At 40.1% G+C, this 25,758-nt stretch carries 29 protein-coding genes and 1 other annotated feature; of the genes, 21 read left to right on the forward strand and 8 right to left on the reverse strand.

All coding sequences use genetic code 11. From position 1 onward, the window contains the following. Positions 1-27 precede the first annotated feature (27 nt). Positions 28-546, forward strand: a complete 519-nt coding sequence (locus L1765_RS00695) for a cysteine hydrolase family protein (protein ID WP_236403266.1) — start codon at positions 28-30, stop codon at positions 544-546. Between the two features lie 197 nt (positions 547-743). On the opposite strand, the gene sspI is transcribed toward L1765_RS00695, so the two are convergent. Further along, complete coding sequence (gene sspI / locus L1765_RS00700) at positions 744-995, reverse strand: small acid-soluble spore protein SspI (RefSeq protein WP_236403267.1); 252 nt, start codon at positions 993-995, stop codon at positions 744-746. Positions 996-1,152: 157 nt separating this feature from the next. Between sspI and L1765_RS00705 the strand changes: the two genes are divergently transcribed. From L1765_RS00705 to L1765_RS00735, 7 genes are all read left to right on the forward strand, one after another. Then, positions 1,153-1,812 (forward strand): potassium channel family protein, encoded by a 660-nt coding sequence (locus L1765_RS00705; RefSeq protein WP_236403980.1) that lies wholly within the window; start codon positions 1,153-1,155, stop codon positions 1,810-1,812. A 5-nt stretch (positions 1,813-1,817) separates the two neighbouring features. Further along, the gene (locus L1765_RS00710; protein WP_236403269.1) at positions 1,818-2,666 is read left to right on the forward strand and encodes a TrmH family RNA methyltransferase; all 849 of its coding nucleotides are present in this window, start codon (positions 1,818-1,820) and stop codon (positions 2,664-2,666) included. Between the two features lie 97 nt (positions 2,667-2,763). Continuing rightward, positions 2,764-2,995 (forward strand) — a binding site (T-box leader). 46 nt (positions 2,996-3,041) lie between these two features. Beyond that, positions 3,042-4,076: a phenylalanine--tRNA ligase subunit alpha gene (gene pheS / locus L1765_RS00715; RefSeq protein ID WP_236403275.1), complete on the forward strand. Its 1,035-nt coding sequence runs from the start codon at positions 3,042-3,044 to the stop codon at positions 4,074-4,076. A gap of 13 nt (positions 4,077-4,089) precedes the next feature. Further along, the gene (pheT, locus tag L1765_RS00720) at positions 4,090-6,525 is read left to right on the forward strand and encodes a phenylalanine--tRNA ligase subunit beta (protein WP_236403276.1); all 2,436 of its coding nucleotides are present in this window, start codon (positions 4,090-4,092) and stop codon (positions 6,523-6,525) included. Between the two features lie 70 nt (positions 6,526-6,595). Continuing rightward, entirely contained in the window at positions 6,596-6,859 is a 264-nt protein-coding gene (zapA, locus tag L1765_RS00725; protein WP_236403278.1) for a cell division protein ZapA, read from the forward strand. Further along, positions 6,860-7,450, forward strand: a complete 591-nt coding sequence (locus tag L1765_RS00730; RefSeq protein ID WP_236403280.1) for a CvpA family protein — start codon at positions 6,860-6,862, stop codon at positions 7,448-7,450. Positions 7,451-7,493: 43 nt separating this feature from the next. Continuing rightward, a complete protein-coding gene (locus L1765_RS00735; protein ID WP_236403282.1) occupies positions 7,494-8,246 on the forward strand; it encodes a sulfite exporter TauE/SafE family protein in 753 nt (250 codons plus the stop codon). Positions 8,247-8,253: 7 nt separating this feature from the next. On the opposite strand, the gene L1765_RS00740 is transcribed toward L1765_RS00735, so the two are convergent. Continuing rightward, positions 8,254-8,733 carry a hypothetical protein gene (locus L1765_RS00740; protein ID WP_236403284.1) on the reverse strand — a complete coding sequence of 160 codons (480 nt, stop codon included), beginning with the start codon at positions 8,731-8,733 and terminating at the stop codon, positions 8,254-8,256. Positions 8,734-8,996: 263 nt separating this feature from the next. Here L1765_RS00740 and L1765_RS00745 point away from each other — a divergent pair, with 263 nt between their 5' ends. The 3 genes from L1765_RS00745 to L1765_RS00755 all read left to right on the forward strand — a co-directional run bounded on the left by L1765_RS00745 (position 8,997) and on the right by L1765_RS00755 (position 12,224). Further along, positions 8,997-10,166, forward strand: coding sequence for a cupredoxin domain-containing protein (locus tag L1765_RS00745; RefSeq protein WP_236403286.1), 1,170 nt, complete (start codon positions 8,997-8,999; stop codon positions 10,164-10,166). A gap of 178 nt (positions 10,167-10,344) precedes the next feature. Next, positions 10,345-11,550, forward strand: a complete 1,206-nt coding sequence (locus L1765_RS00750; RefSeq protein ID WP_236403288.1) for a sensor histidine kinase — start codon at positions 10,345-10,347, stop codon at positions 11,548-11,550. Positions 11,551-11,564: 14 nt separating this feature from the next. Next, positions 11,565-12,224 carry a response regulator gene (locus L1765_RS00755; protein WP_236403290.1) on the forward strand — a complete coding sequence of 220 codons (660 nt, stop codon included), beginning with the start codon at positions 11,565-11,567 and terminating at the stop codon, positions 12,222-12,224. Positions 12,225-12,260: 36 nt separating this feature from the next. Here the strand turns inward: L1765_RS00755 and L1765_RS00760 are convergent, their stop codons facing one another. Both L1765_RS00760 and L1765_RS00765 read right to left on the reverse strand, forming a co-directional pair. Beyond that, a complete protein-coding gene (locus L1765_RS00760; RefSeq protein ID WP_236403292.1) occupies positions 12,261-13,577 on the reverse strand; it encodes a YVTN family beta-propeller repeat protein in 1,317 nt (438 codons plus the stop codon). Between the two features lie 132 nt (positions 13,578-13,709). After that, on the reverse strand, positions 13,710-14,456 hold the full coding sequence (locus L1765_RS00765; protein ID WP_236403294.1) for a cytochrome c biogenesis CcdA family protein: 747 nt from the start codon (positions 14,454-14,456) through the stop codon (positions 13,710-13,712). Positions 14,457-14,572: 116 nt separating this feature from the next. Here L1765_RS00765 and L1765_RS00770 point away from each other — a divergent pair, with 116 nt between their 5' ends. Further along, entirely contained in the window at positions 14,573-14,830 is a 258-nt protein-coding gene (locus tag L1765_RS00770; protein WP_329609971.1) for a metal-sensitive transcriptional regulator, read from the forward strand. A 118-nt stretch (positions 14,831-14,948) separates the two neighbouring features. On the opposite strand, the gene L1765_RS00775 is transcribed toward L1765_RS00770, so the two are convergent. Beyond that, a complete protein-coding gene (locus L1765_RS00775) occupies positions 14,949-15,512 on the reverse strand; it encodes a QcrA and Rieske domain-containing protein (protein ID WP_236403301.1) in 564 nt (187 codons plus the stop codon). 103 nt (positions 15,513-15,615) lie between these two features. Between L1765_RS00775 and L1765_RS00780 the strand changes: the two genes are divergently transcribed. From L1765_RS00780 to L1765_RS00810, 7 genes are all read left to right on the forward strand, one after another. After that, positions 15,616-16,308 carry a response regulator transcription factor gene (locus L1765_RS00780; protein WP_236403303.1) on the forward strand — a complete coding sequence of 231 codons (693 nt, stop codon included), beginning with the start codon at positions 15,616-15,618 and terminating at the stop codon, positions 16,306-16,308. Further along, positions 16,305-17,717, forward strand: a complete 1,413-nt coding sequence (locus L1765_RS00785) for a HAMP domain-containing sensor histidine kinase (protein ID WP_236403307.1) — start codon at positions 16,305-16,307, stop codon at positions 17,715-17,717. The genes L1765_RS00780 and L1765_RS00785 overlap by 4 nt, the downstream gene beginning before the upstream one ends. Next, positions 17,714-18,250: a TlpA family protein disulfide reductase gene (locus L1765_RS00790; protein ID WP_236403309.1), complete on the forward strand. Its 537-nt coding sequence runs from the start codon at positions 17,714-17,716 to the stop codon at positions 18,248-18,250. The genes L1765_RS00785 and L1765_RS00790 overlap by 4 nt, the downstream gene beginning before the upstream one ends. Then, entirely contained in the window at positions 18,247-18,975 is a 729-nt protein-coding gene (locus L1765_RS00795; protein ID WP_236403310.1) for a hypothetical protein, read from the forward strand. The genes L1765_RS00790 and L1765_RS00795 overlap by 4 nt, the downstream gene beginning before the upstream one ends. 46 nt (positions 18,976-19,021) lie before the next feature. Continuing rightward, complete coding sequence (locus L1765_RS00800; protein WP_236403311.1) at positions 19,022-19,735, forward strand: cytochrome c biogenesis CcdA family protein; 714 nt, start codon at positions 19,022-19,024, stop codon at positions 19,733-19,735. Between the two features lie 28 nt (positions 19,736-19,763). Then, positions 19,764-20,186 (forward strand): DUF1284 domain-containing protein, encoded by a 423-nt coding sequence (locus L1765_RS00805; protein ID WP_236403312.1) that lies wholly within the window; start codon positions 19,764-19,766, stop codon positions 20,184-20,186. Between the two features lie 371 nt (positions 20,187-20,557). After that, the gene (locus L1765_RS00810; protein ID WP_236403313.1) at positions 20,558-20,866 is read left to right on the forward strand and encodes a hypothetical protein; all 309 of its coding nucleotides are present in this window, start codon (positions 20,558-20,560) and stop codon (positions 20,864-20,866) included. A 163-nt stretch (positions 20,867-21,029) separates the two neighbouring features. Here L1765_RS00810 and L1765_RS00815 read toward each other — a convergent pair whose 3' ends face one another. Beyond that, the gene (locus tag L1765_RS00815) at positions 21,030-21,575 is read right to left on the reverse strand and encodes a hypothetical protein (RefSeq protein WP_236403314.1); all 546 of its coding nucleotides are present in this window, start codon (positions 21,573-21,575) and stop codon (positions 21,030-21,032) included. 673 nt (positions 21,576-22,248) lie between these two features. Between L1765_RS00815 and L1765_RS00820 the strand changes: the two genes are divergently transcribed. Next, a complete protein-coding gene (locus L1765_RS00820) occupies positions 22,249-22,710 on the forward strand; it encodes a helix-turn-helix domain-containing protein (protein ID WP_236403317.1) in 462 nt (153 codons plus the stop codon). An 8-nt stretch (positions 22,711-22,718) separates the two neighbouring features. Next, on the forward strand, positions 22,719-23,144 hold the full coding sequence (locus L1765_RS00825; RefSeq protein WP_236403320.1) for a tetratricopeptide repeat protein: 426 nt from the start codon (positions 22,719-22,721) through the stop codon (positions 23,142-23,144). 71 nt (positions 23,145-23,215) lie between these two features. Here L1765_RS00825 and L1765_RS00830 read toward each other — a convergent pair whose 3' ends face one another. Then, on the reverse strand, positions 23,216-23,590 hold the full coding sequence (locus L1765_RS00830; protein ID WP_236403322.1) for a hypothetical protein: 375 nt from the start codon (positions 23,588-23,590) through the stop codon (positions 23,216-23,218). Positions 23,591-24,727: 1,137 nt separating this feature from the next. Further along, the gene (locus L1765_RS00835; RefSeq protein WP_236403324.1) at positions 24,728-25,546 is read right to left on the reverse strand and encodes an ExeA family protein; all 819 of its coding nucleotides are present in this window, start codon (positions 25,544-25,546) and stop codon (positions 24,728-24,730) included. Positions 25,547-25,758 lie beyond the last annotated feature (212 nt).

The following is a 25,758-nucleotide window of genomic DNA, read 5'->3' on the forward strand; positions in this document are numbered from 1 at the left end:
TAATTTTGTTTAAGGGAGATTAGAAAAATGAAGGCATTGCTTGTAGTCGATATGAACAATGATTTTGTTCACGACAATGGGGTTCTTACTTGTGGTGAGGCTGGACAAAAAATCGTACCTTTTATTGCAAAAAAAGTGGAAGAATTTCTTAAAGACGGTCAATTAGTCATTTTTGCCAATGACAATCATTTGCCAAATGATGATGAATTCAAAATTTGGCCACCCCATTGTGTTAAAGGGACCTGGGGATCTGAACCGTATGGCAATCTAAATGAACTGAAAGAAAAGGTCATCCTTTTGGGTAAGACCAAATATGATGCATTCTACAACACAGAACTGGATGAAATCCTAAGAACTCACGGGGTGAACGAGGTTCACATCACAGGAGTTTGTACATCGATATGTATTTATGCTACTGTTCAAGGGGCCTATTTCAAGGGTCTTAAAACGGTTGTTTACCGTGAAGGTGTGGCCGATTTTAATCATCAAGCCCATGAATTTTGTCTGAGTCATTTTGCAAGCATTTTTAAAACAGAAATTCGATAAAGGAAAAGCTGTCTCACCTATCACATTTAACTGCTAGCTTATAGAAGTGGGAGTTTTAGTAACGGTTAGCCGTCGGATAAATTTACGGTGTCAGTCCGGTTCAAGGTCAGTTCGATTCAAGTATGATAGAATGAAGTGAAATGAATTTGGGAAAATCATTTGGGGTGAATGAATTGCATCCATCACCCCCTTTTTTTTTACTGAGATTTGAGAATTTCGTTTACTCCAGAAACCCGTTCTTGTTTGCCGATGCCATCCTGTAAAGTATCTAGCACTTGATTTTGGAAATTGTTATCGGTATTGTTCCACATGATTTCAAATAGCACCCCAAGGCCGGGCAAGGCCTTTTCTTCCCGGGTCTGAATGGCATCCACAATCATACTTCGCAAATCTTCTTCAGAACTTCCTTGAATATTCATCAGAACCGCTTTTCTTAAATCAATATCCATGTTCTTACCCTCCTTTTTCTTTTTCATATTCTTACCAATCTCTTTTTTTTCATGCACGGGGAAAATAGTAATTATCCGGTTTTTTGTTATAATGAGAAGGTAAATATGTGACTTAACGATGAACAGAGTATTGGATGGATCGAGAGGAGTGAAATGGATGGCAAAGCAGTATGCCGTCATTGGGCTGGGGCGTTTTGGTTCCAGTGTGGCTAAAACCTTATATGAGATGGATTATGACGTGATGGCAATTGATACCGACGAAGAGCGGATTCAGGAACATATCAACCATGTCACCCATGCCGTCCGGGCGGACAGTACAGATGAGCAGGCCCTTAAATCCCTGGGGATCCGCAATTTTGATGTGGTTGTTGTTGCCATTGGGCAGGATATCCAGGCCAGCATCCTAACCACCCTTGTCCTTAAGGAACTGGGAGTGAAGTATATCGTTGTGAAAGCCCAGAATGAACGGCATGGACAAGTTCTCTATAAAATAGGAGCTGATCGGGTCGTTTTTCCTGAAAGAGATATGGGAGTACGGGTTGCCCATAATTTGATCTCGCCCAACATCCTTGATTTTATTGAATTGGCGGATAATTATTCCATCGCCGAGGTTTCCATGAGCAATAAAATGGTGGGTACAGGCAAAACTCTAAGAGAAATGGATATTCGGGCTAAATACGGATGTAATGTGATTGCCATTCGAAGCGGCAGCAAGATGAACGTAGCTCCCAACCCCGATGATATCATTATCGAGGGAGATGTATTGGTCGTGCTGGGCAGCAATGACGACCTGAAGGAATTTGAAGAAAGGGCATAAATGTAATGGAACCCGTTACTTCAATACATAATCCGTTAATCAAAAGAATGGCCAAGCTTCTAACAAATAAAGGAAGAAGAGAACAGTCCTCCTATCTTATTGAGGGAATTCATCTGGTGGAGGAAGCGCTAAAGTCAAAGGCACCCCTCACACACCTTTTTTATGATCGTTCAATGGGACTTCCCGATGAAATTCTTTCTTTGACCAAGGGGATGTACCCCTCAGCTGATAGGAGAATAAATCTCATTCCTGTCAATCAACAGGTGTTAAGAAAGCTGAGTGATACGGAAAATCCCCAGGGTGTGATTGGCGTCATTCAAATAAATGAAATATCCTTGGAATCGATAAGTGAGCAAATGAACAATCGCAAAATTCAGCCGCTATTTTTAGTTCTCGATCGAATCCAGGATCCGGGTAATCTGGGAACAATGATACGTACGGCAGATGCTGCCGGATTTGATGCCGTGATTCTGCTAAAAGGAACAGTAGATGTGTATAACCCGAAAGTCGTCCGCTCCACCATGGGTTCCTTGTTTCACATTCATGTCATTCATAGCGATTCTGAAAGAATAATATCCTTTTGCAAGAGTCAAAATATTCCTCTGTATGCCACAGGTCTAAATGGGGCACCTTATTATGAATCATCCTTTCAGAGCGGCGCTGCCCTTATCATGGGGAATGAAGCCCAGGGTGTGGAGCAAAGGATGATGGAACAAGCTGACCAAATATTAACCATTCCCATTTACGGAAGAGCAGAATCCCTTAACGTAGCAGCCGCCGCTTCCATTTTCATGTATGAAGCAGCTAATCAGAGATACAGATCCCAACGACATGGATGGAGACATGGATGTTGACATCGATTTCCTTCTATGCCTATAATGAGCGGTAAAGAAGTGAGAGTCCGTATGGCGTTAGGTAGTTGGACAAATAAATGTTAGGTAATGAATATTTGAGAAGGCGAAGAAAGAGAAGAGTAATCGGAGTTCCTGCATAAAGGGAGGAGGGTGCCGTAGACTGGAAGCCCCTCTATGGAAGGAGCCGATGAATTTCACTCTGGAGCTGGCCCCTGAACTGGCAAGTAGGGGGATTCCGGTCCGTCACGACCGTTATCACTGCAAAGTGGAATGCTGCTGTTACAGGCAGATTCAATTAGGGTGGTACCGCGATACTCCTCGTCCCTTGAGATGAGGAGTTTTTTATGTTTAACCTTTGAAAGGAGGATATTGTATATGAAGGAACAACTAACGGCATTGCGGGATGAAGCCATTGCAGTCATCCACGCCGCTAAAAACATGAATGAATTAAATGAAGCAAGGGTGAAGTATCTGGGCAAAAAAGGCCCGTTAACGGAAATCCTGAGGGGAATGGGAAAGCTTTCAGCCGAAGAAAGGCCTGTGATTGGTCAAATGGCCAATGACGTAAGGGCTGCCATTGAATCCACCTTGGAAAGAAAGAAAGAGGAGCTGGAAAGAGAAGTCCTTCAGAAAAAGTTGATGTCAGAAACCATTGATGTCACCCTTCCCGGTCGCCCTGTTCATTTTGGAAACCGACATCCATTAACAAAGGTGATTGAAGAGATTGAGGATATATTTATTGCTATGGGCTTTGAAGTGGCGGAGGGACCTGAAGTAGAAACGGATTACTATAATTTTGAGGCTCTGAATTTGCCGAAGAACCATCCGGCCCGGGACATGCAGGACTCTTTCTACATTACCGATGAGATCTTAATGCGGACCCATACTTCACCGGTGCAGGCCCGAACTATGGAAAGAAAACAGGGAGAAGTTCCCGTTAAAATCATTTGCCCGGGAAAAGTTTATCGCAGGGATGATGACGATGCCACCCATTCCCATATGTTTACCCAGATAGAAGGACTGGTGGTGGATAAAGGGATACGGATGAGTGATTTAAAGGGAACATTACTTGCCTTTGCAAAGCAGATGTTTGGAGAAAACCAGCGGATCCGTTTGCGTCCAAGCTTCTTCCCCTTTACAGAGCCCAGTGCGGAAGTGGATATCTCTTGTGTCATTTGTAATGGTGTGGGATGCCGGGTTTGCAAAGAAACAGGATGGCTTGAAATTTTGGGTGCAGGGATGGTCCATCCGAAGGTGTTGGAGATGTCCGGTTATGATTCTGAAAAGGTCACCGGTTTTGCCTTTGGTATGGGTGTGGAGCGAATTGCCCTTTTGAAATATGGAATTGAGGATATTCGGCATTTTTATCAGAGCGACCTTCGTTTTTTAAAACAGTTCTCACGGGTGTAGGAGGGATTGAGAGATGAAAGTTTCTTACCAATGGTTAAAAGAATACGTGGATTTATCAGATGTCACCCCCCAGGAATTGGCGGACAAATTGACCTTAAGCGGAATTGCCGTAGATGTGGTGGAGTCTTTAAACCGAGGAGTATCCAAAGTCGTGGTCGGTTATGTTACGTCGAAGGAGAAACATCCGGAAGCAGATAAATTGAGCCTATGTAGGGTTCGTGTGGAAGAGGGAAAAGAAGAGCTTCAAATTGTGTGCGGGGCACAAAATGTGAATGCCGGCCAAAAGGTGCCTGTTGCTCTCGTAGGGGCAACTCTTCCGGGGGGTGTTAAAATCAAAAGGGCAAAATTAAGGGGAATTGAATCCCAGGGGATGATTTGCTCTGCAAAAGAATTAGGGCTGAAAGATAAACTCCTTTCCAAAGAACAGCAGGAGGGAATCCTTGTTCTTTCCCCAGAACTGAAGATAGGTACGGACATTACGGAGGTATTGGGCCTACAGGATTACGTATTGGAGTTGGATCTTACTCCTAATCGATCTGACTGTCTAAGCATGCTTGGCGTAGCTTATGAAGTGGCGGCGATCCTGGGAAAAGAAGTAAAAATCCCTTCTCCAGCAGTAAAAGAGGAACTGGATTCCGATACGGAAGAGCATGTCAAGGTACAGATTGATCAGCCTGATCATTGTTACCGATATACCGCCCGCTATATAGAAAATGTTCAGCTTGGTCCCTCTCCGCAATGGCTGAAAAATCGGTTAATGGCAGCGGGAATTCGACCCATCAATAATGTAGTGGATATCACCAACTATGTGATGCTGGAATATGGACAACCCCTTCATGCCTTTGATTATGATGAAGTATCTGGCGGTGAAATTGTGGTTCGAACTGCTTTTGACGGGGAGAAAATGGTTACACTTGATGAAGTAGAACGAACATTGGATGAAGGGATGCTCCTGATTACGGATGGAAACAAACCGGTAGGGATTGCCGGCGTCATGGGAGGTGCCAATTCAGAGGTGAAGCCTTCAACGAAAAAAATCCTACTGGAATCGGCATATTTCAGCGGACCTTCCATTCGAAAAACTTCGCGCAAACTGGGGCTACGTTCAGAGGCCAGTCTTCGTTTTGAAAAAGGGGTTGATATCGAACGGGTAGTTCTCGCCCTTGATCGGGCAGCCCAATTGATGGAAGAGTTGGCTGGAGGAAAAGTGGCGAAAGGGATGGTTGATCAATATCCGGTACAGATGAAACCGGTATCCATTCCGTTGCGTATATCTGTTGTAAATGAGGTTCTGGGTACAGATCTTAACCGGAGTCAGATAAAGTCCATTATGGATCGTCTACAGTTCCTTACAGAAGAAGAAGGGGATCATTTAGTTGTTCACATTCCCACTCGTCGTGGAGATATCACTATTGAGGCGGATTTAATCGAGGAAGTGGCCCGTTTATACGGATATGATGAAATTCCCACCACTTTGCCGGTAGGTCCGGCAAATCCCGGCGGACTAACCAGAGAACAGCATCTGCGAAGAAAGATCAAAGATCTGCTGAATGGAATGGGACTTACGGAAACCATTACCTATTCTTTTACGGACAATGGGCGGAGCCTGGAGTGGGAGGGAATTCATGGGCATGTAAGACCGATTCCACTTACGATGCCCATGAGCGAGGAAAGAAGTGTACTTCGCACATCTCTGGTTCCCCATTTGTTGGAATCCGCAGCATATAATATAAATCGGCAACAGCAACAGGTGGCATTATTTGAGATGGGTCGTGTCTATTTAGCAGAAGAAGAAACCTTGACGAAACTTCCCGACGAACTTCTCCATCTGGCAGGGTTGATTACCGGGCCTTGGGTAGCTCATCATTGGGTTGCATCGACACAAACATCAGACTTTTACCTGATCAAAGGGATGTTGGAAGAGCTTTTTGACCAATTGGGTGTAACGGTAAGATACCAATCGGCAGTAAGGGAAGGGATGCATCCGGGAAGAACGGCCAATATTTGGCTGGAAGCAGGGGGTAAGCAGGTAATGCTTGGCTATCTGGGACAGGTTCATCCGGTTTGGGAAGGGTATTATGATTTGGATGAAACCTATGTGTTTGAGTTAAACCTGAATCAACTCTTCTCCCATATGAAAGAAATGGGGACATATACCCAGCTGCCCAAATATCCATCGATTTCAAGGGACATTGCGGTCGTGGTTCATAATTCCATACCCGCTGAAAGCTTGGAAAAAACCATTAGAGAAGCTGCAGGTGATTTACTGGAACAGATTCGCCTGTTTGACGTGTATGTCGGCGAAAAAATTGGCAAAGGCTTAAAAAGTGTGGCTTTTTCTCTGATTTACCGCCATCCGGAACGGACCCTTACCGATGAGGAAGTGAATCAATTGCAGGATAAAGTAATTTCATCCTTACGAGTAGAACATGGTGGAGAACTGCGATAAACAGAAGGATTTTGCATACCTTGTAGAGAATCATTCAGGAAGAATTGTATCTGGTCAAGGGGGCCAAAATGTGAAGAAGGATGATAAAAATAGAGTTACCGTTGAAATATATGGTCAACCCTATAAGATAGTAGGCAATGCTCCAATTGATCATATGAAAACGGTGGCTCGATATGTGGATGATAAAATGGAAGAAATTGCAAAGATCAACCCCAGTCTGGATACGGCAAAATTAGCTGTTCTGTCTGCGGTGAATATTGCTGATGAATATCTTCGGCTGAAAAAGGAATATGAGGAATTAATATCACATATGAAAAAGGGTGAATGGCAATAAATGAGCGGAGCTTGGGTTGATCTAGTGATCGTTCTTTTCTTAACGGGAAGTTTGTTTATGGGCTTTCAAAGGGGATTCATCAGACAATCGGTTCAATTGGCAGGTTTCTTCTTATCGCTGTGGATTGCCTACCGATTTTTTCCTGCTATAAGTCCTGTCTTGAAAACATGGGTCCCCTTTCCCTCCATAAAGGAAAATGCCTTTTTGGATTTTGTGACCGATGTGTTTCAACTGGAAACCATGTTTTATAATGCCATTGCCTTTGCCCTTCTATTTTTTACAGCCCGATTAGTCATACGGTTTTTGGGGAATCTGTTGCATTTTGTATTTCAAGTTCCGGTATTAGCTACTGCCAATCGATTCCTTGGCTTGATTTTAGCCGGACTGGAGTCTTTGTTTATTATTATTCTGGTAGTAAATTTGATCACCGTACTTCCGTTTCAGGGATTGAGAGAACCTGTCATTGATTCCCAAAGCGGCTCCCTTATTTTAAAACAAACCCCTTATCTTACAGAGGAATTGCAAAAGTGGTGGAAAAAAGATGGAGAATCTCCTTCAGAAACGCCTGATAGTAAAAAATATGAAGTTTAGATGGTGCCTATAATGGAAGAGCATGCGATGGGAAGGTGAGAATATGATTGAATACTATCAATGGTTAAGTCAGTGGAGTGCCTGGTTTAGCCAACCCTTTGTCACCATGTTTTATGGTACAAGCCTTCCGATTTTGGGAGGGTTATTATTAGGAATCGTAGGGGCCCTTTCTCCTTGTCAGGTTTCTGCCAATATGGGAGCCATCACTTATTTTAGTCAACGATCGATCCATCAAGTGGGAAAGGGAATAGAGATATTATTTTATCTTCTGGGGAAAGCGGTTGTTTATACTTTACTTGGTGCAGCGGTCATTTTGATAGGTAAAGAAGTTTCCAATCAATCGCTGCCGGTTTTCATTTGGGCAAGAAAACTGATTGGCCCCTTGTTTTTATTGATCGGATTATATTTTGTCGGTTGGCTGAGACTCCCTGGTAATATAGGATTTTCCGTTTCACAACGAATTGAAACTTGGGCCAATTCCTTTCATGGAAATACCAAGGCATTTTTGATGGGATTTGCTTTCTCACTGGGATTTTGCCCCACGATGTTCTGGGTTTTCTTTGGTTTATTAGCACCGATGATGCTTAATGTTTCTTATGGACTGGCATTACCGCCGATATTTGCGGTGGGAACGGCAATGCCTCTTATCATTTTGTTTGTTGCAGCTTATTCCTTTCAGTTGGACCAATGGTTGGTGAAAAGGATGAAAAAATGGGGGAAGGTTGTTCAGATTGTATCAGGTATCCTATTCATTCTAATAGGTATAAACGATACCCTTATTTATTGGACGTTATAGATTTTCTTTATCGGTAGAAACGGCGCAGTATCCGCTGAATCGTCACTTTTTGACGATAGAAATTAAATTTTCGGGGAGCAATGAAAAATTTGTTCAGACCTATGAAGAACAAGAGTTGAAGTGAGAGAAAAATAGCAAAAATTATCCATTCGATGGAGAAATTATTACCGATCATCGAATGGAGCATTGGTCCCATGGTGCTTCCCATAATTGCTGAAACAACTCCTTCAACAAAAGGTAGGATTCCAAAGGGGATCGTAATTCCTGTAGCCCAAATTAAACTGGTCATTAGTGTTAATAGAGTAGCAATAATGATTGATTCAAAAAAAGAGTAGAAAGTCATACCCAATAAAAAGGATCCCAGAGTAAGAATGGTCATAATCTGCATGGTCAACTGCATGGAATCAAGACAATTTCCCCTCTGCAGCAATATAGGGATATATAATGCTTGAGAAAAAATAAGGGTAATTAAAATGATTATTGACATTTTGACCCCTCAATTGTGAATATTTTATGAACTTTTGGTTTTGGATTTTATTATTCATATTTAATAGTTACTCCCTTGATACTCTTGATAGAAGCTACTTTTGAATTACCGGATAAAATTATGCAAAAGTAGTAAATGCATATACCACCCTTTAAAAGAAAATACCCCCTTTGAGGGAATGTAACAACTTTCACAAGTTGTTACACTTAGGGCGAAGAGGTTCAGGGCGCCTCAAAATTATAATAGGTTGGGGGTTATTAAATATGAAAAAAGTTATTATATTGTTATTTGCGCTATCTTTAGTAGCGCTAGTAGCAATTGGTTGCTCCAAAACAACTACTGAAGAACTACCTGTAGCCGATAAACAACAAACCAATGTCAAGGCGAAGGAAGAGCAGAAACAAGAAACGGATGCACCGAAGGAAGAAGGTGTAGTTGAGAATTCTGGAGATATAAAAGCCCAAATGATGATTGCAAACTACATCATTGCTGAGCAAGGCGTTCATTTAATGGCTGAAGAATTGGAAAAAGGAAATCTGGATGAAGGGTTCTTGAGAAAAGTTCAAAAGGCAAAGGCAACGGTTGAAAGCATTGAATGGTCAGACGAAGTGAAAGCAGAAGCAGACACATTCTTGAAGGATGTAACTGAATTGGAGAAAGCCCTCATTGCTAATGATGTGGAAGCGGCCAAAGGACCAGCCGAAGCAGCCCACGAAAGCCAGCATGACTTGGATAAGAAAGTGGCTAAAGTTGTAAAAGAGATGACAGGTGGGGATATAAAAGCCCAAATGATGATTGCAAACTACATCATTGCTGAGCAAGGCGTTCATTTAATGGCTGAGGAATTGGAAAAAGGAAATCTGGATGAAGGGTTCTTGAGAAAAGTTCAAAAGGCAAAGGCAACGGTTGAAAGCATTGAATGGTCAGACGAAGTGAAAGCAGAAGCAGACACATTCTTGAAGGATGTAACTGAATTGGAGAAAGCCCTCATTGCTAATGATGTGGAAGCGGCCAAAGGACCAGCTGAAGCAGCCCATGAAAGCCAGCATGACTTGGATAAAAAAGTAGCCAGTACTGTAATGGAAATGAAATCTGTCTCAACTCAAGTTCAAGTAATCGGCTCAACAGCTAAGAATGAGACTTCAGTAGAGGAAGAAGGAATTCCATTAACGATTAAAGACTGGGGTTTTGAAAATAAATTGGAATTGAAAAAGGGTAGCAATGTGGTGACAGTTACCAATACAGGAAATATGCCGCACGGAGTCTTGATTCCTGAACTTGGATTTATCAGTGAAGATATTGCCGCCGGGGAAACCGTTACATTGGAAATCAATGCTGAAAAAACTGGAACATTTAAGTTCCTATGCAGTGTTCCTGAATGCGGAACTCCAGAACAGCATGGAGGAATGATCGGAGAAGTTGTCGTTCAATAATACACTTTCACTTCCCTTGGTGAATCCCCCCTTACTTTCATCGAAAGTAGGGGGGATTTTTGTTTAATCATATCATTCAATGGAATCTCAATCTATTTGTCACGAATCAATTCGCACTTCGTTCGTAACTTATAGTATAATTACATATTGGACAGATTGAGAACGGGGAGCGTGCGGTATGAATTATACAAAAATCAAAGTATTATCCGCCGTCTTAACGGTTGTATTTATTGCTGGTATTGAATACATTAGACATACCTTGTGGCTGTCTCGGGTAAGCCCAAAGATAGACATTATTTTATCTCTATCCATTTTGATCATGGGAGCTTTATTGTTTACTCAATTTGTCTTTTCATTGATTACCCGTCTGGAACGTGAAAAAGAGGAGAAGGCAGCAGAGTTATCCGCTTTGTATGGAAATTCTAAAGATGGCATTTTGATGCTCGATAAAAACAAACAAATGATTGACATGAATTCTGCTGTTATAGGAATATTAGGTATAACAAGAGAAGATTTATTGCAAAAATATTTTTCGGAAATCATTGGAACAGATCTCTCGTTTGATTTATTAGAGAGAGAGCAAGAAAAAGAAGTTTATATACAAACAAAAGAAGGACAAAAAATTGTAGAGTTGGTTATATATCCTCTTGAATTAAAAAAATCGGAAAAGAAGTATGCTGTCATATTACGGGACCTTACAGATAAGAAGAAGTTGGAAGAAGAGTTGCACAGCCAAATTCAAAATGTGGCTATTTTAAAGGAAAGGGAGCGAATTGCCCGGGAAATGCATGATGGATTGGCCCAACTTATTAGCTCCATTCACATAAAAGTTCAATTACTTTCCAAATTAAATGAGAATGCAAAGGATGGTGCGGGGTGCCCGATTTTAAATGACCATATTCATGAATTGCGGGAAATTGTAGAGAAGTCCTACCAGGAGGTAAGACAAAACATCTATAGTTTGAAAACCTCATTAAATCCAGAGAAAGGTTTTATTCATCATATTAAGCAATATCTGGAAGGATTTGAAAAACAAAATCATTTTACGATTCATTTTGATACAAACTTGTCAGAGGAATATCGTTTTTCTGATTCTATGGAGTTGCAATTGTTAAGAATCATACAAGAAGCTCTTCATAATGTGAGAAGACATGCCAATGCAACTGAAGTGGAAGTGTCGATAAATCAAATTCCTGCAGATTTAATTCAAATCAAGATAAAAGATAATGGAAAAGGGTTTAGTTTCTCAGAAGTAAAAAAGAAAAAAGATCATTTTGGGTTATCCATTATGAAGGAGCGAACTGAAATTATTGATGGACAATTTTACATTCAATCGCAAGAAGGTAGAGGGACAACGGTGATTATTGAAGTTCCCAAAAAATAGTTAGGGGGGATAAAATGCCAAAAATTCGAGTCTTTGTTTGTGACGACCATGAATTAATGCGAAAAGGAATTGTTACCCTTCTCCAAACCAGCGACAAAATTGAAGTGGTTGGAGAAGCCGGGAATGGAAGAGATGCGGTTGATAAAGTGGCGAACCTTAAAGTGGATGTTGTATTAATGGATATTAACATGCCGATTATGGATGGTATCCAGGCAACCTATTATATAAAAAAAGAGAACCCTAAGATAAAGGTTATTGTACTCACGATTTCAGAAGAAGAAGACAATCTCTTTATTGCAATAAAAAATGGAGCAGACGGATATTTGTTGAAAAATATGAATCTTGATGATCTCTTTCATTACATTGAGCAAGCCTATGAGGGTAATCCACCTTTTTCACCCGGTTTAGCCACAAAGGTTCTTGCTGAATTTTCCAAGCTGTCCAAGCAGGTGGAAGAGTTGAAAAGTGATGACTCCCTGTTAAGCCAACGGGAAAAAGAAGTTCTGGAACTGGTGGCTAAGGGAGCAAAAAATAAAGAAATTGCCGATCAATTATTTATATCTGAACATACGGTTAAGAAACACCTTCAGCACATTATGGAAAAACTGCATGTTCAAAATAGAGCAGAAGCTGCTGCTTATGCTATCAAAAAGGGATTAATAAAAGAAGACTAACCCTGTCGAGAGAGTTAGTCTTTATTTTTTCAATCATTAATTATTATTTTTTGGAAAACTAGTTTGATGTCCATCCGAGATAAGATGGATAGACTCCAATACTTTTCCGGTGGTTGCATCAAGAATTAAAACCTTTTTCTCACCTTCCACTTGCACATAGACATAGCCACCATCTGGTGAGATGGAAATATGTCCAGGAGTTTTACCGATGATTTTGGTTTCGATGACGCTTAAATCTTTTTTGGAAATGAGGGTTAATGTTTCATCGCCGGCATTGGCTACAAAGATCAAGTCGTCGCTGATTCCAATCCCATGGGGGTCTTTTCCTACTGAAACCGTTATATTTTCATTCTCGTTAATGATGGAGATCGTTCCGTCCCCGGTATTTGTCACATATAGCGTTTCTGTTTGATCATCAAAGGCAATGTGACTGGGCGCTTTTCCAGTTGCAAAGGTTTTTATAATTTCATTTGTTATAGTATCAATAACCACAACATTGTTATCTACTTTATTGGTGACAAACAGTTTTGATCCATCTTGGCTTAAATAGGGAAGATATGTACCTTTGCCAGTGGTAACGGTTTTAACGACTTGATTGGTTTTCGTATCGATGACCGAGATTTTACTTCCTTTAAGTTCTGTAACATATACATATTTTCCATTAGGGTTTACTTCAATATGATGAGTCTTAAATCCAACTGGAATAGAAGCTTCAAGGGATTCTTTTTCTAAGTCGAAAACAGAAACTTCTGATTCCACCATGCTTGATACATAAAGTTTTTTCCCATCAGGTGATACAGCTAATCCATGTGCTTTTTTCGCGGCTGGTATTTCGGTATCATTATAGATCGCGATGATATCATTTGTTTTCATGTCAAAACTGATAACAGCATTTCCCGGTCCCATAACCACATATCCCCTTTGGGAAAGAGAAACCGAGCTCTTTTTAAATAGATTGATGCTCCCTTTCGTTACTTTAATATTCATGTTCTCTGCATAGGAAGATAAAACATCTAAGGATACCATACTTCTCCCGCCCATCATGTGATCCGGAATAATATTTTTATAAAATTGATTATTTTTAAGTAAATCCACCGTTTTAGTATCTGGATCCCACTTCACTTCATAACCCAACTCTTCAGCAGTCAGTCGCAAGGGAACAAACAGTTTGCTGTTCATCTCGTGAGATGGTATCTCTCCCTTGATCTGGCGGCTTCCCATAAACATTTGATACTCTATCCCGCTCTTTTCATCGTCATGACCTTCATCGGCGTAGACAGGACCAGTAGTAAAAGCCAAAGGACTGGTCAGGGCCAAAGTTAGTGCAGTTGTCAAAAGGAATTTTTTTTTCATGTTCATACCTCCGTAATGTTTAATGAATCATCTTAAATACCTACAGGGGTATTATAAACACAAATTATGAAGTTCCTATTAAGAAAACAACTCCCCCTTAAAAAGGGAGAATTGTTTTTAATAATTTAGTGATTAGTGAGAACTTAGATCCCCAAAGGAGAGGAAAATAAAATAGACCGCAAAGAGTAAGAGCATAATACCTATTGCATGATTAAAGCGTCTGTTCCAGCGTACCATCCATGGTTTTTTATGAAGAGTTCCCGTAAACCATCCTGCCAGTAGAAAAGGAAGGCTGTGTCCAAGTCCGTATGCAAACAAAACGGCAGTCCCTAACCAAAGGGAACCGGTAATAGAAATATATCCTAGGATGGCAATAATCATGGGGGTGGTACATGGTGAAGGAGTCAAGCCGAACAAGCTGCCTAAAGAGAGCACTTTAAAATAAGCGGCCTGTTTATAACGACTTGCCTGTCTCTTTTTTTCTGGTCTTACATAAAAGGAGACGAATGTGATCGGGCTGTATCTTGAGATATGATGCAATCGCAAGCCAAAGATATAAAGGGATAAACCGAGAAAAAGAATCGCAATCAACCGGTATAAGAGGCTCGTGTTTTCCTTTTGGTACTGAATAATGGTATCACCAAATAAGGCAGCAACGGCCCCCAAAAAACTAAGGGTTAAAGAAAATGACATCATAAATAACAGACTAATCCCCAAAAGAGATCCATGTTCCTTTCTGGAAAAGGCAGAGATGCTGGAGGCCATACCAAGCATGCAGGGATTGAAGCTGGTTAAAACACCTACCGCAAAGGACAGGACCAAGGCTGTCAACATGGAATAAGCGGCTAAATTTTCACTCAATAAATGTATCCATTCCAAAATTACTTCCTCCTTTCACTGATTATATATATGTGGACGAATTCCACATATTTCCCTTTACATAATGAATAAAAAAATTTAAACTAAGGTTATAATTACGATAGGGGGGTATGGTAATGGAGAAAGATGATATTCTCAAAAGACTGAAGAAGATTGAAGGGCAGGTTCGCGGGGTCCATAAAATGGTTGAAGAAGACCGTTATTGTGTGGATATTCTGATTCAACTGGCAGCGATTCGCTCTGCTACCAATCGGGTGGGTATTGCTTTATTGGAAAGACATACCCAAGGCTGTGTCAGGGGAGCCATTCAATCAGGGGACGGAGATAAAGCCATTGAAGAATTGATGGAGGTTGTTCGATCTTTTGTAAAGTAGGTAATATCAAGGCGGTTTTTGTTTTGCAAGAATAATATTTGGGTAGAAAAAAGAGGTACGAAAAATGTACCTCTTTTTTTAAGAATCATTTTTTACTATTGTTAAGGTATATAAGATATTATGCCTTTTCGACTGGTTGACGTTTAATGGGACTTAATACATTGGCATAAAGGCGGCCGTCTTTAACAACCGGCTTAAAGATATCAAAGGGTCTTCTGGCTGGCCCGGCAATATTAATTCCTTGTTCATCATATTTTGCGTTATGGCAGGGACAATGGAAAACGATTCCGTTCTCATCGGTATAGCAGTTATCAACTTCTGAGGAATAAGGGACCGTACAACCCAAATGAGTACAAATAGGTGACATGATCAACCAATCTTTTGTTTCTTTCTCTTTGGTAATATACACGTACCCTTTTGTATTTACTTCAGCCCACCCGTCCTTGACTTTTGTATCATAACTGATTTTAATTGGAACAGGACTTTCCCGCAATTGTTTTTCCAATTCATCAATAGAACCCAAATCTACTAGGGAAGAATCAGATTTTACCGGTTTGGGGGCAAGCGGTGTCGCTAACAGAGGAAGAGCCATCCCACCCAGGATAAATCCTAAAATTCCACCACCGGAACGCTTTAAAAAAACCCTGCGATTCACTTGCTTAGGATTTTTCTCTAACTCCACGGTTTGCTCTCTCCTTTCATCTTGTAATATCATATATACATAAATGTAATGAAAAAATATAAAGAACTTATTAAGAAAATATGAACAATACCGATTGGAAAGGATGAAGAAAATGAAAATTTTGGTTGTTGATGATGAAGAATATATGCGAACGTTGATAAACATATATTTGAAGCAATACGGATATTCTGTTACCGAAGCAAAAGATGGAATTGAAGCGATAAAAAAAGTAAAAGAAGAGTCATATGATTTGGTCTTGTTGGATGTGATGATGCCTGCTAAAGATGGGTGGCAGGTATGTGAAGAGATCAGAACTTTCAGCCAAGTTCCCATCATTATGCTAACGGCAAGGGATGATACGTTGGATAAGGTATATGGTTTAAATTTGGGAGCTGATGATTATATTACCAAACCCTTTGAAGAGGTTGAACTAATGGCCAGAATAGATGCTGTGATTCGTCGTTCCCGCCTACGTCAGCCTGAACAGGAGGAAGAGGAGATCCTGCAATATAAGGGGATCAAAATTATCGTGGATGCCCATGAGGTGTATTATGAAGGAGAAGAAATAAAGCTAACCCCAAGGGAGTTTGACCTTCTTTATTTATTAATGTTGAATAAGGGCAAGGTAATGAGTCGGGAACAGCTGTTGGAGAAAATTTGGGGACTTGATTACTTGGGTGAACACAGAACAGTAGATTCCCATGTAAAAAATTTAAGGGAAAAATTGAGAAGAGCTGGAATTCACAGTGATGAATTGATTCAAACGATTTGGGGGATTGGGTATAAACTTGTATGAAACATGTATTTGGAAAGAGCATTACAACAAAATTTGGTTTGTTAATGGTCAGTCTGATTGTAGTGACGGTTTCTGCCGTCGGACTTGTATTTTATTATTTATTTATTAATCTGTATTTGGACAGATTGACCACGGATCTGCTTCACAGAGGTCACAGCCATGCTCAACTGCTTTCTGAAGATTTTACTCAATATACATTGGAACATGTAGCCATGATGGAAAAGGAGGCAGATACCAGTGTGGTTGTATTTAACAACATGGGACAAATTATTTCTCAATCGGAACCGATTAGAGAACTTCATTCAAAATATATGAACATGGTTTTGGAGACTCCCAAAAAAAGTGAGATGGTGTTGAGTACCGATTGGGAGAATAATGAATACATCGTCACGAAATCTCCCATTCTTCATAACAATTTATTTTTTGGCACTGTGGTGATGTTTTCGCCGACCGAACCGGTGAAGCGAACGGTTTCCATCTTAAAGTGGATGATAATTTCTTCTGTTTTTGGAGCCGTTCTGGTTTCATCCGGCTTTGTATTTTTATTAACGGTGCTTATCACCAAGCCATTGATTAAGATGAAGTATGCTACCGGGGCCATTGCCGCAGGTCATTACGACCTGCAGCTGGAGGTAAAGGGCGATGATGAAGTGGCGGAACTGGGTCGATCGATTCAATCCTTGGCCAAGGACTTGAAACATTACCAGGAAACCAGAAAAGAATTTTTAGCCAATGTATCCCATGAATTACGAACTCCGCTTACTTATCTGAAAGGATATGCCGAAGTACTTGGAAAAGGGATGATTCAGTCTCCCGAGGAGCAAAAGAAGTATTTGCAAATTATTCAATCGGAATCATCCAGAGTTCAGCGTCTGGTACAGGATTTATTTGAGCTGTCCAAGCTGGAAGAAGGAAGTTTTACATTAAGGAAGCAAGAAAGAAATATTACAGAGATCGTCAGAGGTTTGGTGGAAAAAGTTCAACCAGCAGCTGCGAAAAGAGAAATCTCTCTAAAGGTATTTGCCCCTACATTCCCTCTTATCATTCATGTGGATGGAGAGAGAATGGAGCAGGTCTTGTTAAATATCATAGATAACGGGATGAGGCATACATCTCCTGGAGGGAAGATTACGGTTAGCCTTTCAGAGGGGGATCATGGTGTGGAAATTGCCATCTCAGATACAGGGCAAGGTATTCCGAAAAATGAACTTCCATATATTTGGGATCGACTTTACCGGGTGGAAAAATCAAGGGCAAGGGACTTGGGAGGTTCTGGTCTGGGACTATCCATATGCAAACAGATTGTGGAACTACATGAAGGTGAAATTAATGTCGAGAGTGAAGAAGGAAAGGGGACGACCTTTTTTATCTGGCTTCCAAAAATAAAGAAGGAAGGTGACAAGTCGTGAAAAAAACAATTCTTGGTTTTCTCTTAATTGTTCTTTTGGTAGGCGGTGTTATTTACTATAATAACGCCAATTCAACAGGAAATAGTACCAATAGGGACGTACAGCCTGAAATGGGATTTAAGGCTCCGGACATTCAGCTTCCGGCTTTGACCGGAAGCGGGATTGTTTTATCTCAGGTTGATCAGCCAAGTTTTATCAATTTCTGGGCCTCATGGTGTCCTCCTTGTCAGGCAGAAATGCCCGACTTACAAAGATCATATGAGGCGTATGGGGATAAAATCACCTTTGTTTCCGTCAACATCACGGCAGAGGATAGAGAATCGGATGTGAGAAAGTTTGTAAAGGATTACGGGATCACGTTCCCTGTATATCTCGACAGGGATGGAAGCGTCAGTGATGCTTACAGGATTGTTTCCATACCAACCAGTTTCATCCTTGATGAAAATGGGATGATTGTGAAAAAAATGGTGGGCCCCGTCACGGAAAAATTTTTGAGTGAAGCATTTGATCAGCTATTGGAGAAGCAATCATGAGATGGACTCAGTCAGCATGGCAGTTAGGACCTTTACAGATCAGCGGAGAGTGGCTGGCTATTATCGTGTCCCTTGTTATTGGTGGAGGAATCATTGGCCTTTTGAGATTATCCAAGGAGGAGAGAGAGGCTCTTACGGATGCATGGTTTAATGGCTTGATTTGGTTTCTCATTTCATTCAAGCTACTTCCCGTTTTTTTATCTCCTTTTACTTACCTGGAAAATCCGTTGATGATCCTGTATGCCCGTGCTACACCAAATATGATGATACTCGTTTATCTCCTGGCGATTATCGGTTGGTTTTGGACAATCATTAAGCAGAGGCTTCCATTTGAACGATCGCTGTACGATACCCTTTTTGCAGCAGTGATTACCTATACCATCTATTCCATCCTGGTTCCCGACTACGGCAAAACCACCGATTGGTTTACAGGGATCAAAGCGGTGGATGAAAGTGAGATCACCTATCATCCAGTCAATTGGTACAAGGCCTTTCTCTTGATCATTTTAATCACTTATGAGTGGATGAAAAAAAGAGTGGATGATAAGGGTGTATTATTCCTTGTCAACGGGATGGGTGCAGTGTTGTTCATCACCGATATATTTACTCTATCCGCTCCTGTTTATGGACTAACGATCCTTCAATGGGCAGTTATTGCGGTTTTAGTGTTGTTTCATCTTTTTTATCAAAGGGTTACAAGATTTCTCCACACCTTTGGTATATAATCAACCATACCATCTGGCTCAGATCAAAGGAAAAGGAGGAAGAGAGTTGGAAGCATCGGTATCCATATGGCTGGCTTTTTCTGCAGGACTTCTTTCCTTTTTGTCACCCTGCTGCTTGCCGCTATATCCGTCCTATCTGTCCTATATTACGGGAGTATCCGTCTCCAGGCTAAAGGAAGAGGGCTCCCAAAAGGAATTGAGAAAACGAACGATATTGCACACCCTGTTTTTCATATTGGGGTTCTCGATCATCTATATTGCCTTAGGTCTTGGGGCCAGTTTCCTCGGAAGGGTATTTTTTCAATACGGGGACCTTATTCGCCAATTAAGTGGAATTCTCATTGTAGTCATGGGACTTTTCCTATTGGGCTGGCTAAAGTCGGAATGGCTGATGAAAGATATTCGTTTCGAATGGAAGAAAAAACCAACAGGGTATCTCGGCTCCACCATGGTAGGCTTTGGTTTTGCCGCGGGATGGACTCCCTGTGTCGGACCTATTCTTACCGCGATTCTGGCCATGGCAGCCGTAAATCCTGATGAGGGCCTCAAGCTGATTCTGGCCTATACCGCAGGCTTTGCCGTTCCTTTTTTCCTGCTTGCCTTTTTCATTGGTTCCACCAAGTGGATACTGAAATACTCTCCTGTTTTGATGAAAGTGGGCGGAGGAGTCATGATTGTAATGGGTATCCTTCTTTTTACAGACCAGCTAACCAAAATTACTGTTTATCTGAATAATTTCTTTGGCACCAGCTGGTTTTAAGATACGCTCACTTTTTGGAGGGATGATCATGGGAAGAACGTTACGGGGTCATCATCTGTTATGTATTCATGGATTCCAGGGAGCAGGTTACAGTCCAGAATTTATTGAGAAAATGAGAGAAGTGGTTGCGGATATCCGAAACCATGATGTTGATTTTCCCATCAAGGTGATTGTTGGACTGGATGAAACCTGTCAGGTTTGCCCCAATGCCGATTTAGTCCAAAATCTTTGTATCGCTAATGAAGGATCACAGGATCATGTGGTGTCCATGGATACCCGCGCAATTCAATTTCTGGATCTGGAACCAAACCAGACCTATATGAAAAATGATCTGGTTAGGCGAACCAAAGAACGGGTAAAGCCGGGTGACCTGGATCACTTATGTGAAGGTTGCTCCTGGCTGGAGTATGGGTATTGTAAGGATGGATTAGAAAGATTGAGAAATACGTAATTTCCCGAAAAATGGTGAAGCGATTACGGGAAAGTGAGGCTGTATTTCCTCATGTTTTCTTCATCTGGCACCGAACAATATGTAAATATGCATATCGGTCTTTTCTCATCTCAGAATTAATGAGAATGGGACTTTTTCCTTATGTTCTCTTTACTGGATATAAAATAGCATTATGGTATAAAGATGGAAATTAATCTAGGAGAAGGTCGAGGATATCAGAATGAATTCTTTTGGGTTTATAATCCGGGAGTTGAGGGAGTCACTCGGATTAACTCTGGTTCGGGAATCTGTACTCAATGTCAACTTAGCAGGATAGAAAAGGGAATGATAATCCCTCAAGAATCAAGAATTAAGTAAAGGGGACTCATATTTTGTTTAAAATAGTAAGAATAATATTAATAATTTTTATTACTCTTTTTTTATCAGCATGTCAAAATGATTCTGTTGAAGTAAAGTATAAAGTAATAATATTTATTGATAAATTCCCATCAAAAGAAATTCAGGATAAAGTAAATAATATATTAGACTCCGGGAAAATTTTTGAGTTAGACTATAATATGAATAAGCCATCACATATTAAAGAATTTCCCACAATAATTGTTATTGATAATAAAGGTGAAGAATTACGTACGAATTCATTTGAAGAGTTTTTTAGTTTCTTTGAAAATTTAACTCGTTAAGTTATCCACAATCTTCGAATAAGCCTCTTCCGATCCGACATTTAAAAACAAATAAACAATAAAAAAATAAAGAGAGCCATCCTTTAGTAGATTTTTCTCTGCGTTTAGGACGACCCCTTATGATCAATCTGAAGCCTATTGGTAGGATTTCATTTTACTTATCTTACTGTTTTGATAAAAATTTATCTGGTTTATTTGAAAACTTCCCTTCATTCCATTTTTTTCTATTTTCTTCTGAACCTAAATAAATATTTATTTCATTTTCTATTGCAGGGAGATTATCGTTCCATTCTTTACCGTTAACTTTTTTAAGTATTTTCCCATTTTTATCTTTAATAGTTACTGATATTTTATCGGCCAGATCGTACTGTGCTGGTACGGTATGACCGTATTCAAAAACTCCATGATACCCACTCATACTATTCCAATTGTATTGTTGCTTATATGTGTAAGAATAGTAGACTCCTCCCCAAGCATCCTCAGCTAATCGTCCCCAAATATTTCTGTAAGTAAATTCATTAGGATTTGAATAAGACTGTATAACCTCTACTGATGGCATTTCGTAGCTACCTAGTGGTGCAATACTAGGTTTACCTAAGTTGTTGATATCAACCGTTGTCGCTTGAAGTGGCTCTTGCATACCATTTTTCGCCTGCATCCATACTCTTTGCCAAATACCATCACTAGTTCCTGTTAATCCACGTTTCACTTTTTCAGCACCAATATAACCACTTCCATAAGCAGTTTCGTAGTTCCATGTATCAGGATTGTTAGTTGTATTTAAATAAGTAGCAGATACGTAACCGACTGCTGCATTAGCAAGAGAAACTACTCCTATACTAAGGATAAGTATCCAAACTGTTGATAGAATCTTTTTTTTTCTTCATTTCTATCTCTCCTCAGATAATATTTTTCAATATGTTCTCAAGTAAATATGCGAAGATTAGGTTAACCTCATAGATATTTCAATCTTTCTACAGTTTTTCCCTTACTTTAATGCAAATACGGCAAATCGAGGGGTTCTACGATCGAATTTTCCGGTTGGATACTACTAATATTGGGTTCGTCAATTGCTAGAAATGAAAATATAGTCAACATCATTGTGGAAACTAAGGAGATCATAATCTTTTTCAAATTACCTTCCCTCCTCTCAAATAAAGATATACCAGTTTGCACCCTGACTATAACAGGTTCAACAAAAACGTGATTCTTCCATTTTCAGCGAATATGGGAGAATAAGGCTGCTTTTTCTAGTGTTTTCTCCCTCTAACTCCAACCAATATGCAAATATGCATATTGGTCTTTTCTCATTTCAGAATGATAAGATTGGGACTTTTTCCTTATGTTCTCTTTACAGGATATAAAATAGTATTATAGTATAAATGTGGAAAATGAGGGAAGAGTGGGAATGTCAAAATGAATGCGGTTGGGTTTATAATCCGGGAATGAGGGAGTCACTTGGTTTAACTCAGGAGGATTTATCTTTAGGAATCTGTACCCAAAGTCAATTAAGCAGGATAGAAAAGGGGGGGTCCATTCCTTCTGTTGAGATAACGTTTCAATTAGCTCAGCGATTAATCATAGACTTGGATGAAGTATTTCAAATGGCGGAAAACCCAAAAAAGGAAGAAGTCATGTCAGCCTTTAACGAGATAAGAAAAGCTGTTCAAAACAGAGATTATAGTCAGGTGGAGAAAATATTAAAAGGGATAAGGAATAATCCTCTGTTTCTAAAGATTAGAGAAGGGCAGTTCATCATATGTCATGAAGGTATTATTGCGTACTATTTATACAATCAAAAAGATAAATCCCTTCAACTGCTGCGGAGAAAGCTTTCCAGATGAGGAATCCCTTGGTCATTTCTGAAAGGGAGATTGAGATTAAGAATAGCATGGGCATCATCTATTGCGAGATTGGTCAACTGGAACAGGGTATTGATCATTTTGAAGATGCTTTAAAGTTGTTAACCAGGATAAAACATATAAAAGACTACCAAATTGAAATCCGATTGTATTATAATCTCGCCAAGACTTATACTTCATTAGAAAAATGGAATGATGCACTCGTATATTGTGAAAAAGCGATACGACAATGTATTCACCACAGCACGTTGTACTCTTTCGGCGAATTGTATTATCAGCAAGGAGAGTGTTTGTTAAAAATAGGGGACAAAAGTAAAGGAGAACAGTCCCTTAAAAAGGCGATTTCGATATTTGAACTCATCGGAAATGAATCTTTTGCCAATGAAACGCGGAAACTTCTAAATATGAGCATATAAAAGAATTAAGAAGCCAAAGGGTTTCTTAATTCAAATATTGGAAATTTACGGGGAATCACTTTAGCTATCAGCTAGTTATTTTCAACAAACTCAATAGCTTTATCGTAATCAGACGTCTTGAATACAATTTTTTCCGTATCGAAGATGAAGACCATCGGTACACGATTAATGTTTAATCTTGGGAATAATTCATTTGCCATTTCAAGGGTATCTTCACCTCTGATGGATTTTATTTTTCGGCTCGTTTTAAGTAAGGATACTATTTCTTCTTCTTGTTTTTTTGGATAAACAACAAAGATTGAATACCGTCCCTCTTCTTTGGATAAAAGTTCAGGATATGGGAACTTGTTGGAAGAATCAGAATTATCCCCGGTTGAACAGGCTGTCAATATGATCGAGAATATAACTAATACTACAACAAGATTTATTCTTATCACTCTTATCATTCTTATCACCTCCAAAGAACTCTCATATGATTTTTATTGGCTATCCCCCTCTTTTATTATATATTTTTAATAGTCTAAAGGAACATTTTTTGGTGAAGGATTGGAGCTCTTGAATTGATAACAATAGTTAACCACTTTGGGATACATCAAAAGAGAACTGCCAACTACTACCTCCGCGATTAATTTGCACAGTATGTTTTTCACCTACCTCATATGGAGTAACAGCCATAACTGGTTCCTATTCAGATGGTATATTATAATCAAGAGTATTATTTGTTGGATAGCGATCTGTTTGTTGGTTTACTAGGTTCATGCTTGTTCCATAACCGATCTGTGCAATCTTAACATTTCGATTTGATAGTGTTACTTGTGAATCAAATATATTCCATTGTCCTGTTACTCTATACAGATCATTGAATTTTCCGCATCACGTTAGTATTAGAATCTTCGTGTATTTATCCCAATCCAAATCAATGCTCCTATAATAAGAGAAAAGTTTAACTGATTAATCGTTTCAAAACCGATAGAGTCAGATAAGTTCATGGTAATCAATAAGTAAACTATTGGAAATATGATGCAGAAGACAATAAATAAAGAAATATTGTCTTTAGGCAAATATATCACCTCCATTTCTTTGCAAAAAACTAGATATGAGCTAACTCTTTAGCTCATATCTAGACTAAAGTAGAATCCATTTGATTGCAATTCTTAGATTCACTTAATTTAGTAGCCGTACCTGTATTTTTTAGTTTGAGTAATTGTTCTTAATTGTCCACCATAGTCTTTACATATCCTTCAGTGTATATATCATTTCCTGCATAAGTACCTGTTGATAACCAAGCGGTACCGGGTCTAAAAAGTGCTGGGCTAACTACCCTCAGTTGTAACTGATATAGAATCTGCTGTATCCCATGTTTCCCACGTGATTTTATTGTTGCGGCTCACGCAATTTGACGGCGTATTTCTCACCGAAAATGACGTGAGTTTTTTAACGTCAATTAGCCATTACAATGAAAAATGTACCGTTACTCATTTGGATTTTGCATATGCCATTCATTGTGGATTTTGTGAATCTTGTTAGTTACACATGCCAACCCTTGTGGAATTAGGGGATTTTGGGTATAACGGGGTAATGAATTACCCCGTTATACCCCTTTGCCGATCCAGATCGGTCAGCACTCGCCCAATGTGGCTTTCCTCTATCACTTCATGGTTCTTATTGGTTGCTTCGTAAAGGGCCTGGCTGCAAATGTGGTTAATCACTCTTGGAATTCCCTGGCTTGCTGCATAAATTCGTTGCAAGGCACTTTCTGAGAAGATGGGAACCTGTATCCCATGGACTTTCAACTGATGCCGGATGTAGGAATGGGTTTCTTCTTTGGAAAGTCCACTTAAGTGGTATTGAAGTCCGATTCGTTGGGCGGTGGCTTCATACTTCTTAAGTCTTAAGGTTTTTCTTAACTCCGGCTGTCCGACCAGGATGAGGGGAAATAAAGAACAGGAGTCTATCTGGTGGTTCATCACAAAACGAAGCTCCATCATCATGGCTTCTTTCATCTCTTGCGCCTCGTCAATAATGATTACCAAAGTTCGTTCTCCTTGTTCATTTCGGGTATAAAGCACTTCTTCCCATAGCCGTTTCGCCTTGGCTACAGAGTAAACCGGCTCTTCCCCGACATGACTAAGAAGAATCCCATAAAAGTCCCGAGGCTTTAAGCCAGCCATACTGATGTAGATGGGAGTATAGACCATGGGATTGAGTTGTGTAAATAACCGTCGGATCAGGGTGGATTTTCCGCTGCCCACCTCTCCGGTAAGCACACCCAAGTATCGCTTTTCTACCATCAATTCCAATCTCGCTAAGGCTTCCTGGTATCCCCTGGATGGGTAGCAAAAAGCAGGATCCAATTCTCTGCTGAAAGGGGAAACCGCAGAAGGGTGGTTTGTGGTATTCATCCTCTCTTCCCTCCCTCATGGCGGATGTAGGTAACGGGATCTTCTTACGATAATATTGGCGAAAGCCAGAGAGTGTGGAATAGGAAGACGAGGTGCCCAACCTTAGGAGTCTTCCTATTTTTATTTTCTCTGGATGCCTGCTCCTTTTTAAATGATTGACATTTTCTCAAAGGAGTGTATCTGTCGATCATTGTCCACTATAACCGCCACTT

Origin of the sequence: Microaerobacter geothermalis, from assembly GCF_021608135.1 — a bacterium.
GTDB classification, from domain to species: domain Bacteria; phylum Bacillota; class Bacilli; order DSM-22679; family DSM-22679; genus Microaerobacter; species Microaerobacter geothermalis.

Coding starts and splice junctions, on each gene's coding strand:
- L1765_RS00785 (WP_236403307.1), top strand. CDS start 16,305: ATGAAACATGTATTTGGAAAGAGCATTACAACAAAATTTGGTTTGTTA.
- L1765_RS00730 (WP_236403280.1), top strand. CDS start 6,860: ATGAGCGGAGCTTGGGTTGATCTAGTGATCGTTCTTTTCTTAACGGGA.
- pheS (WP_236403275.1), top strand. CDS start 3,042: ATGAAGGAACAACTAACGGCATTGCGGGATGAAGCCATTGCAGTCATC.
- L1765_RS00695 (WP_236403266.1), top strand. CDS start 28: ATGAAGGCATTGCTTGTAGTCGATATGAACAATGATTTTGTTCACGAC.
- L1765_RS00795 (WP_236403310.1), top strand. CDS start 18,247: ATGAGATGGACTCAGTCAGCATGGCAGTTAGGACCTTTACAGATCAGC.
- L1765_RS00745 (WP_236403286.1), top strand. CDS start 8,997: ATGAAAAAAGTTATTATATTGTTATTTGCGCTATCTTTAGTAGCGCTA.
- L1765_RS00835 (WP_236403324.1), bottom strand. CDS start 25,546: ATGAATACCACAAACCACCCTTCTGCGGTTTCCCCTTTCAGCAGAGAA.
- pheT (WP_236403276.1), top strand. CDS start 4,090: ATGAAAGTTTCTTACCAATGGTTAAAAGAATACGTGGATTTATCAGAT.
- L1765_RS00780 (WP_236403303.1), top strand. CDS start 15,616: ATGAAGAAAATGAAAATTTTGGTTGTTGATGATGAAGAATATATGCGA.
- L1765_RS00820 (WP_236403317.1), top strand. CDS start 22,249: ATGTGGAAAATGAGGGAAGAGTGGGAATGTCAAAATGAATGCGGTTGG.
- L1765_RS00755 (WP_236403290.1), top strand. CDS start 11,565: ATGCCAAAAATTCGAGTCTTTGTTTGTGACGACCATGAATTAATGCGA.
- L1765_RS00770 (WP_329609971.1), top strand. CDS start 14,573: ATGGAGAAAGATGATATTCTCAAAAGACTGAAGAAGATTGAAGGGCAG.
- L1765_RS00735 (WP_236403282.1), top strand. CDS start 7,494: ATGATTGAATACTATCAATGGTTAAGTCAGTGGAGTGCCTGGTTTAGC.
- L1765_RS00805 (WP_236403312.1), top strand. CDS start 19,764: ATGGGAAGAACGTTACGGGGTCATCATCTGTTATGTATTCATGGATTC.
- L1765_RS00750 (WP_236403288.1), top strand. CDS start 10,345: ATGAATTATACAAAAATCAAAGTATTATCCGCCGTCTTAACGGTTGTA.
- L1765_RS00705 (WP_236403980.1), top strand. CDS start 1,153: ATGGCAAAGCAGTATGCCGTCATTGGGCTGGGGCGTTTTGGTTCCAGT.
- L1765_RS00760 (WP_236403292.1), bottom strand. CDS start 13,577: ATGAAAAAAAAATTCCTTTTGACAACTGCACTAACTTTGGCCCTGACC.
- sspI (WP_236403267.1), bottom strand. CDS start 995: ATGGATATTGATTTAAGAAAAGCGGTTCTGATGAATATTCAAGGAAGT.
- L1765_RS00740 (WP_236403284.1), bottom strand. CDS start 8,733: ATGTCAATAATCATTTTAATTACCCTTATTTTTTCTCAAGCATTATAT.
- L1765_RS00710 (WP_236403269.1), top strand. CDS start 1,818: ATGGAACCCGTTACTTCAATACATAATCCGTTAATCAAAAGAATGGCC.
- L1765_RS00830 (WP_236403322.1), bottom strand. CDS start 23,590: ATGATAAGAGTGATAAGAATAAATCTTGTTGTAGTATTAGTTATATTC.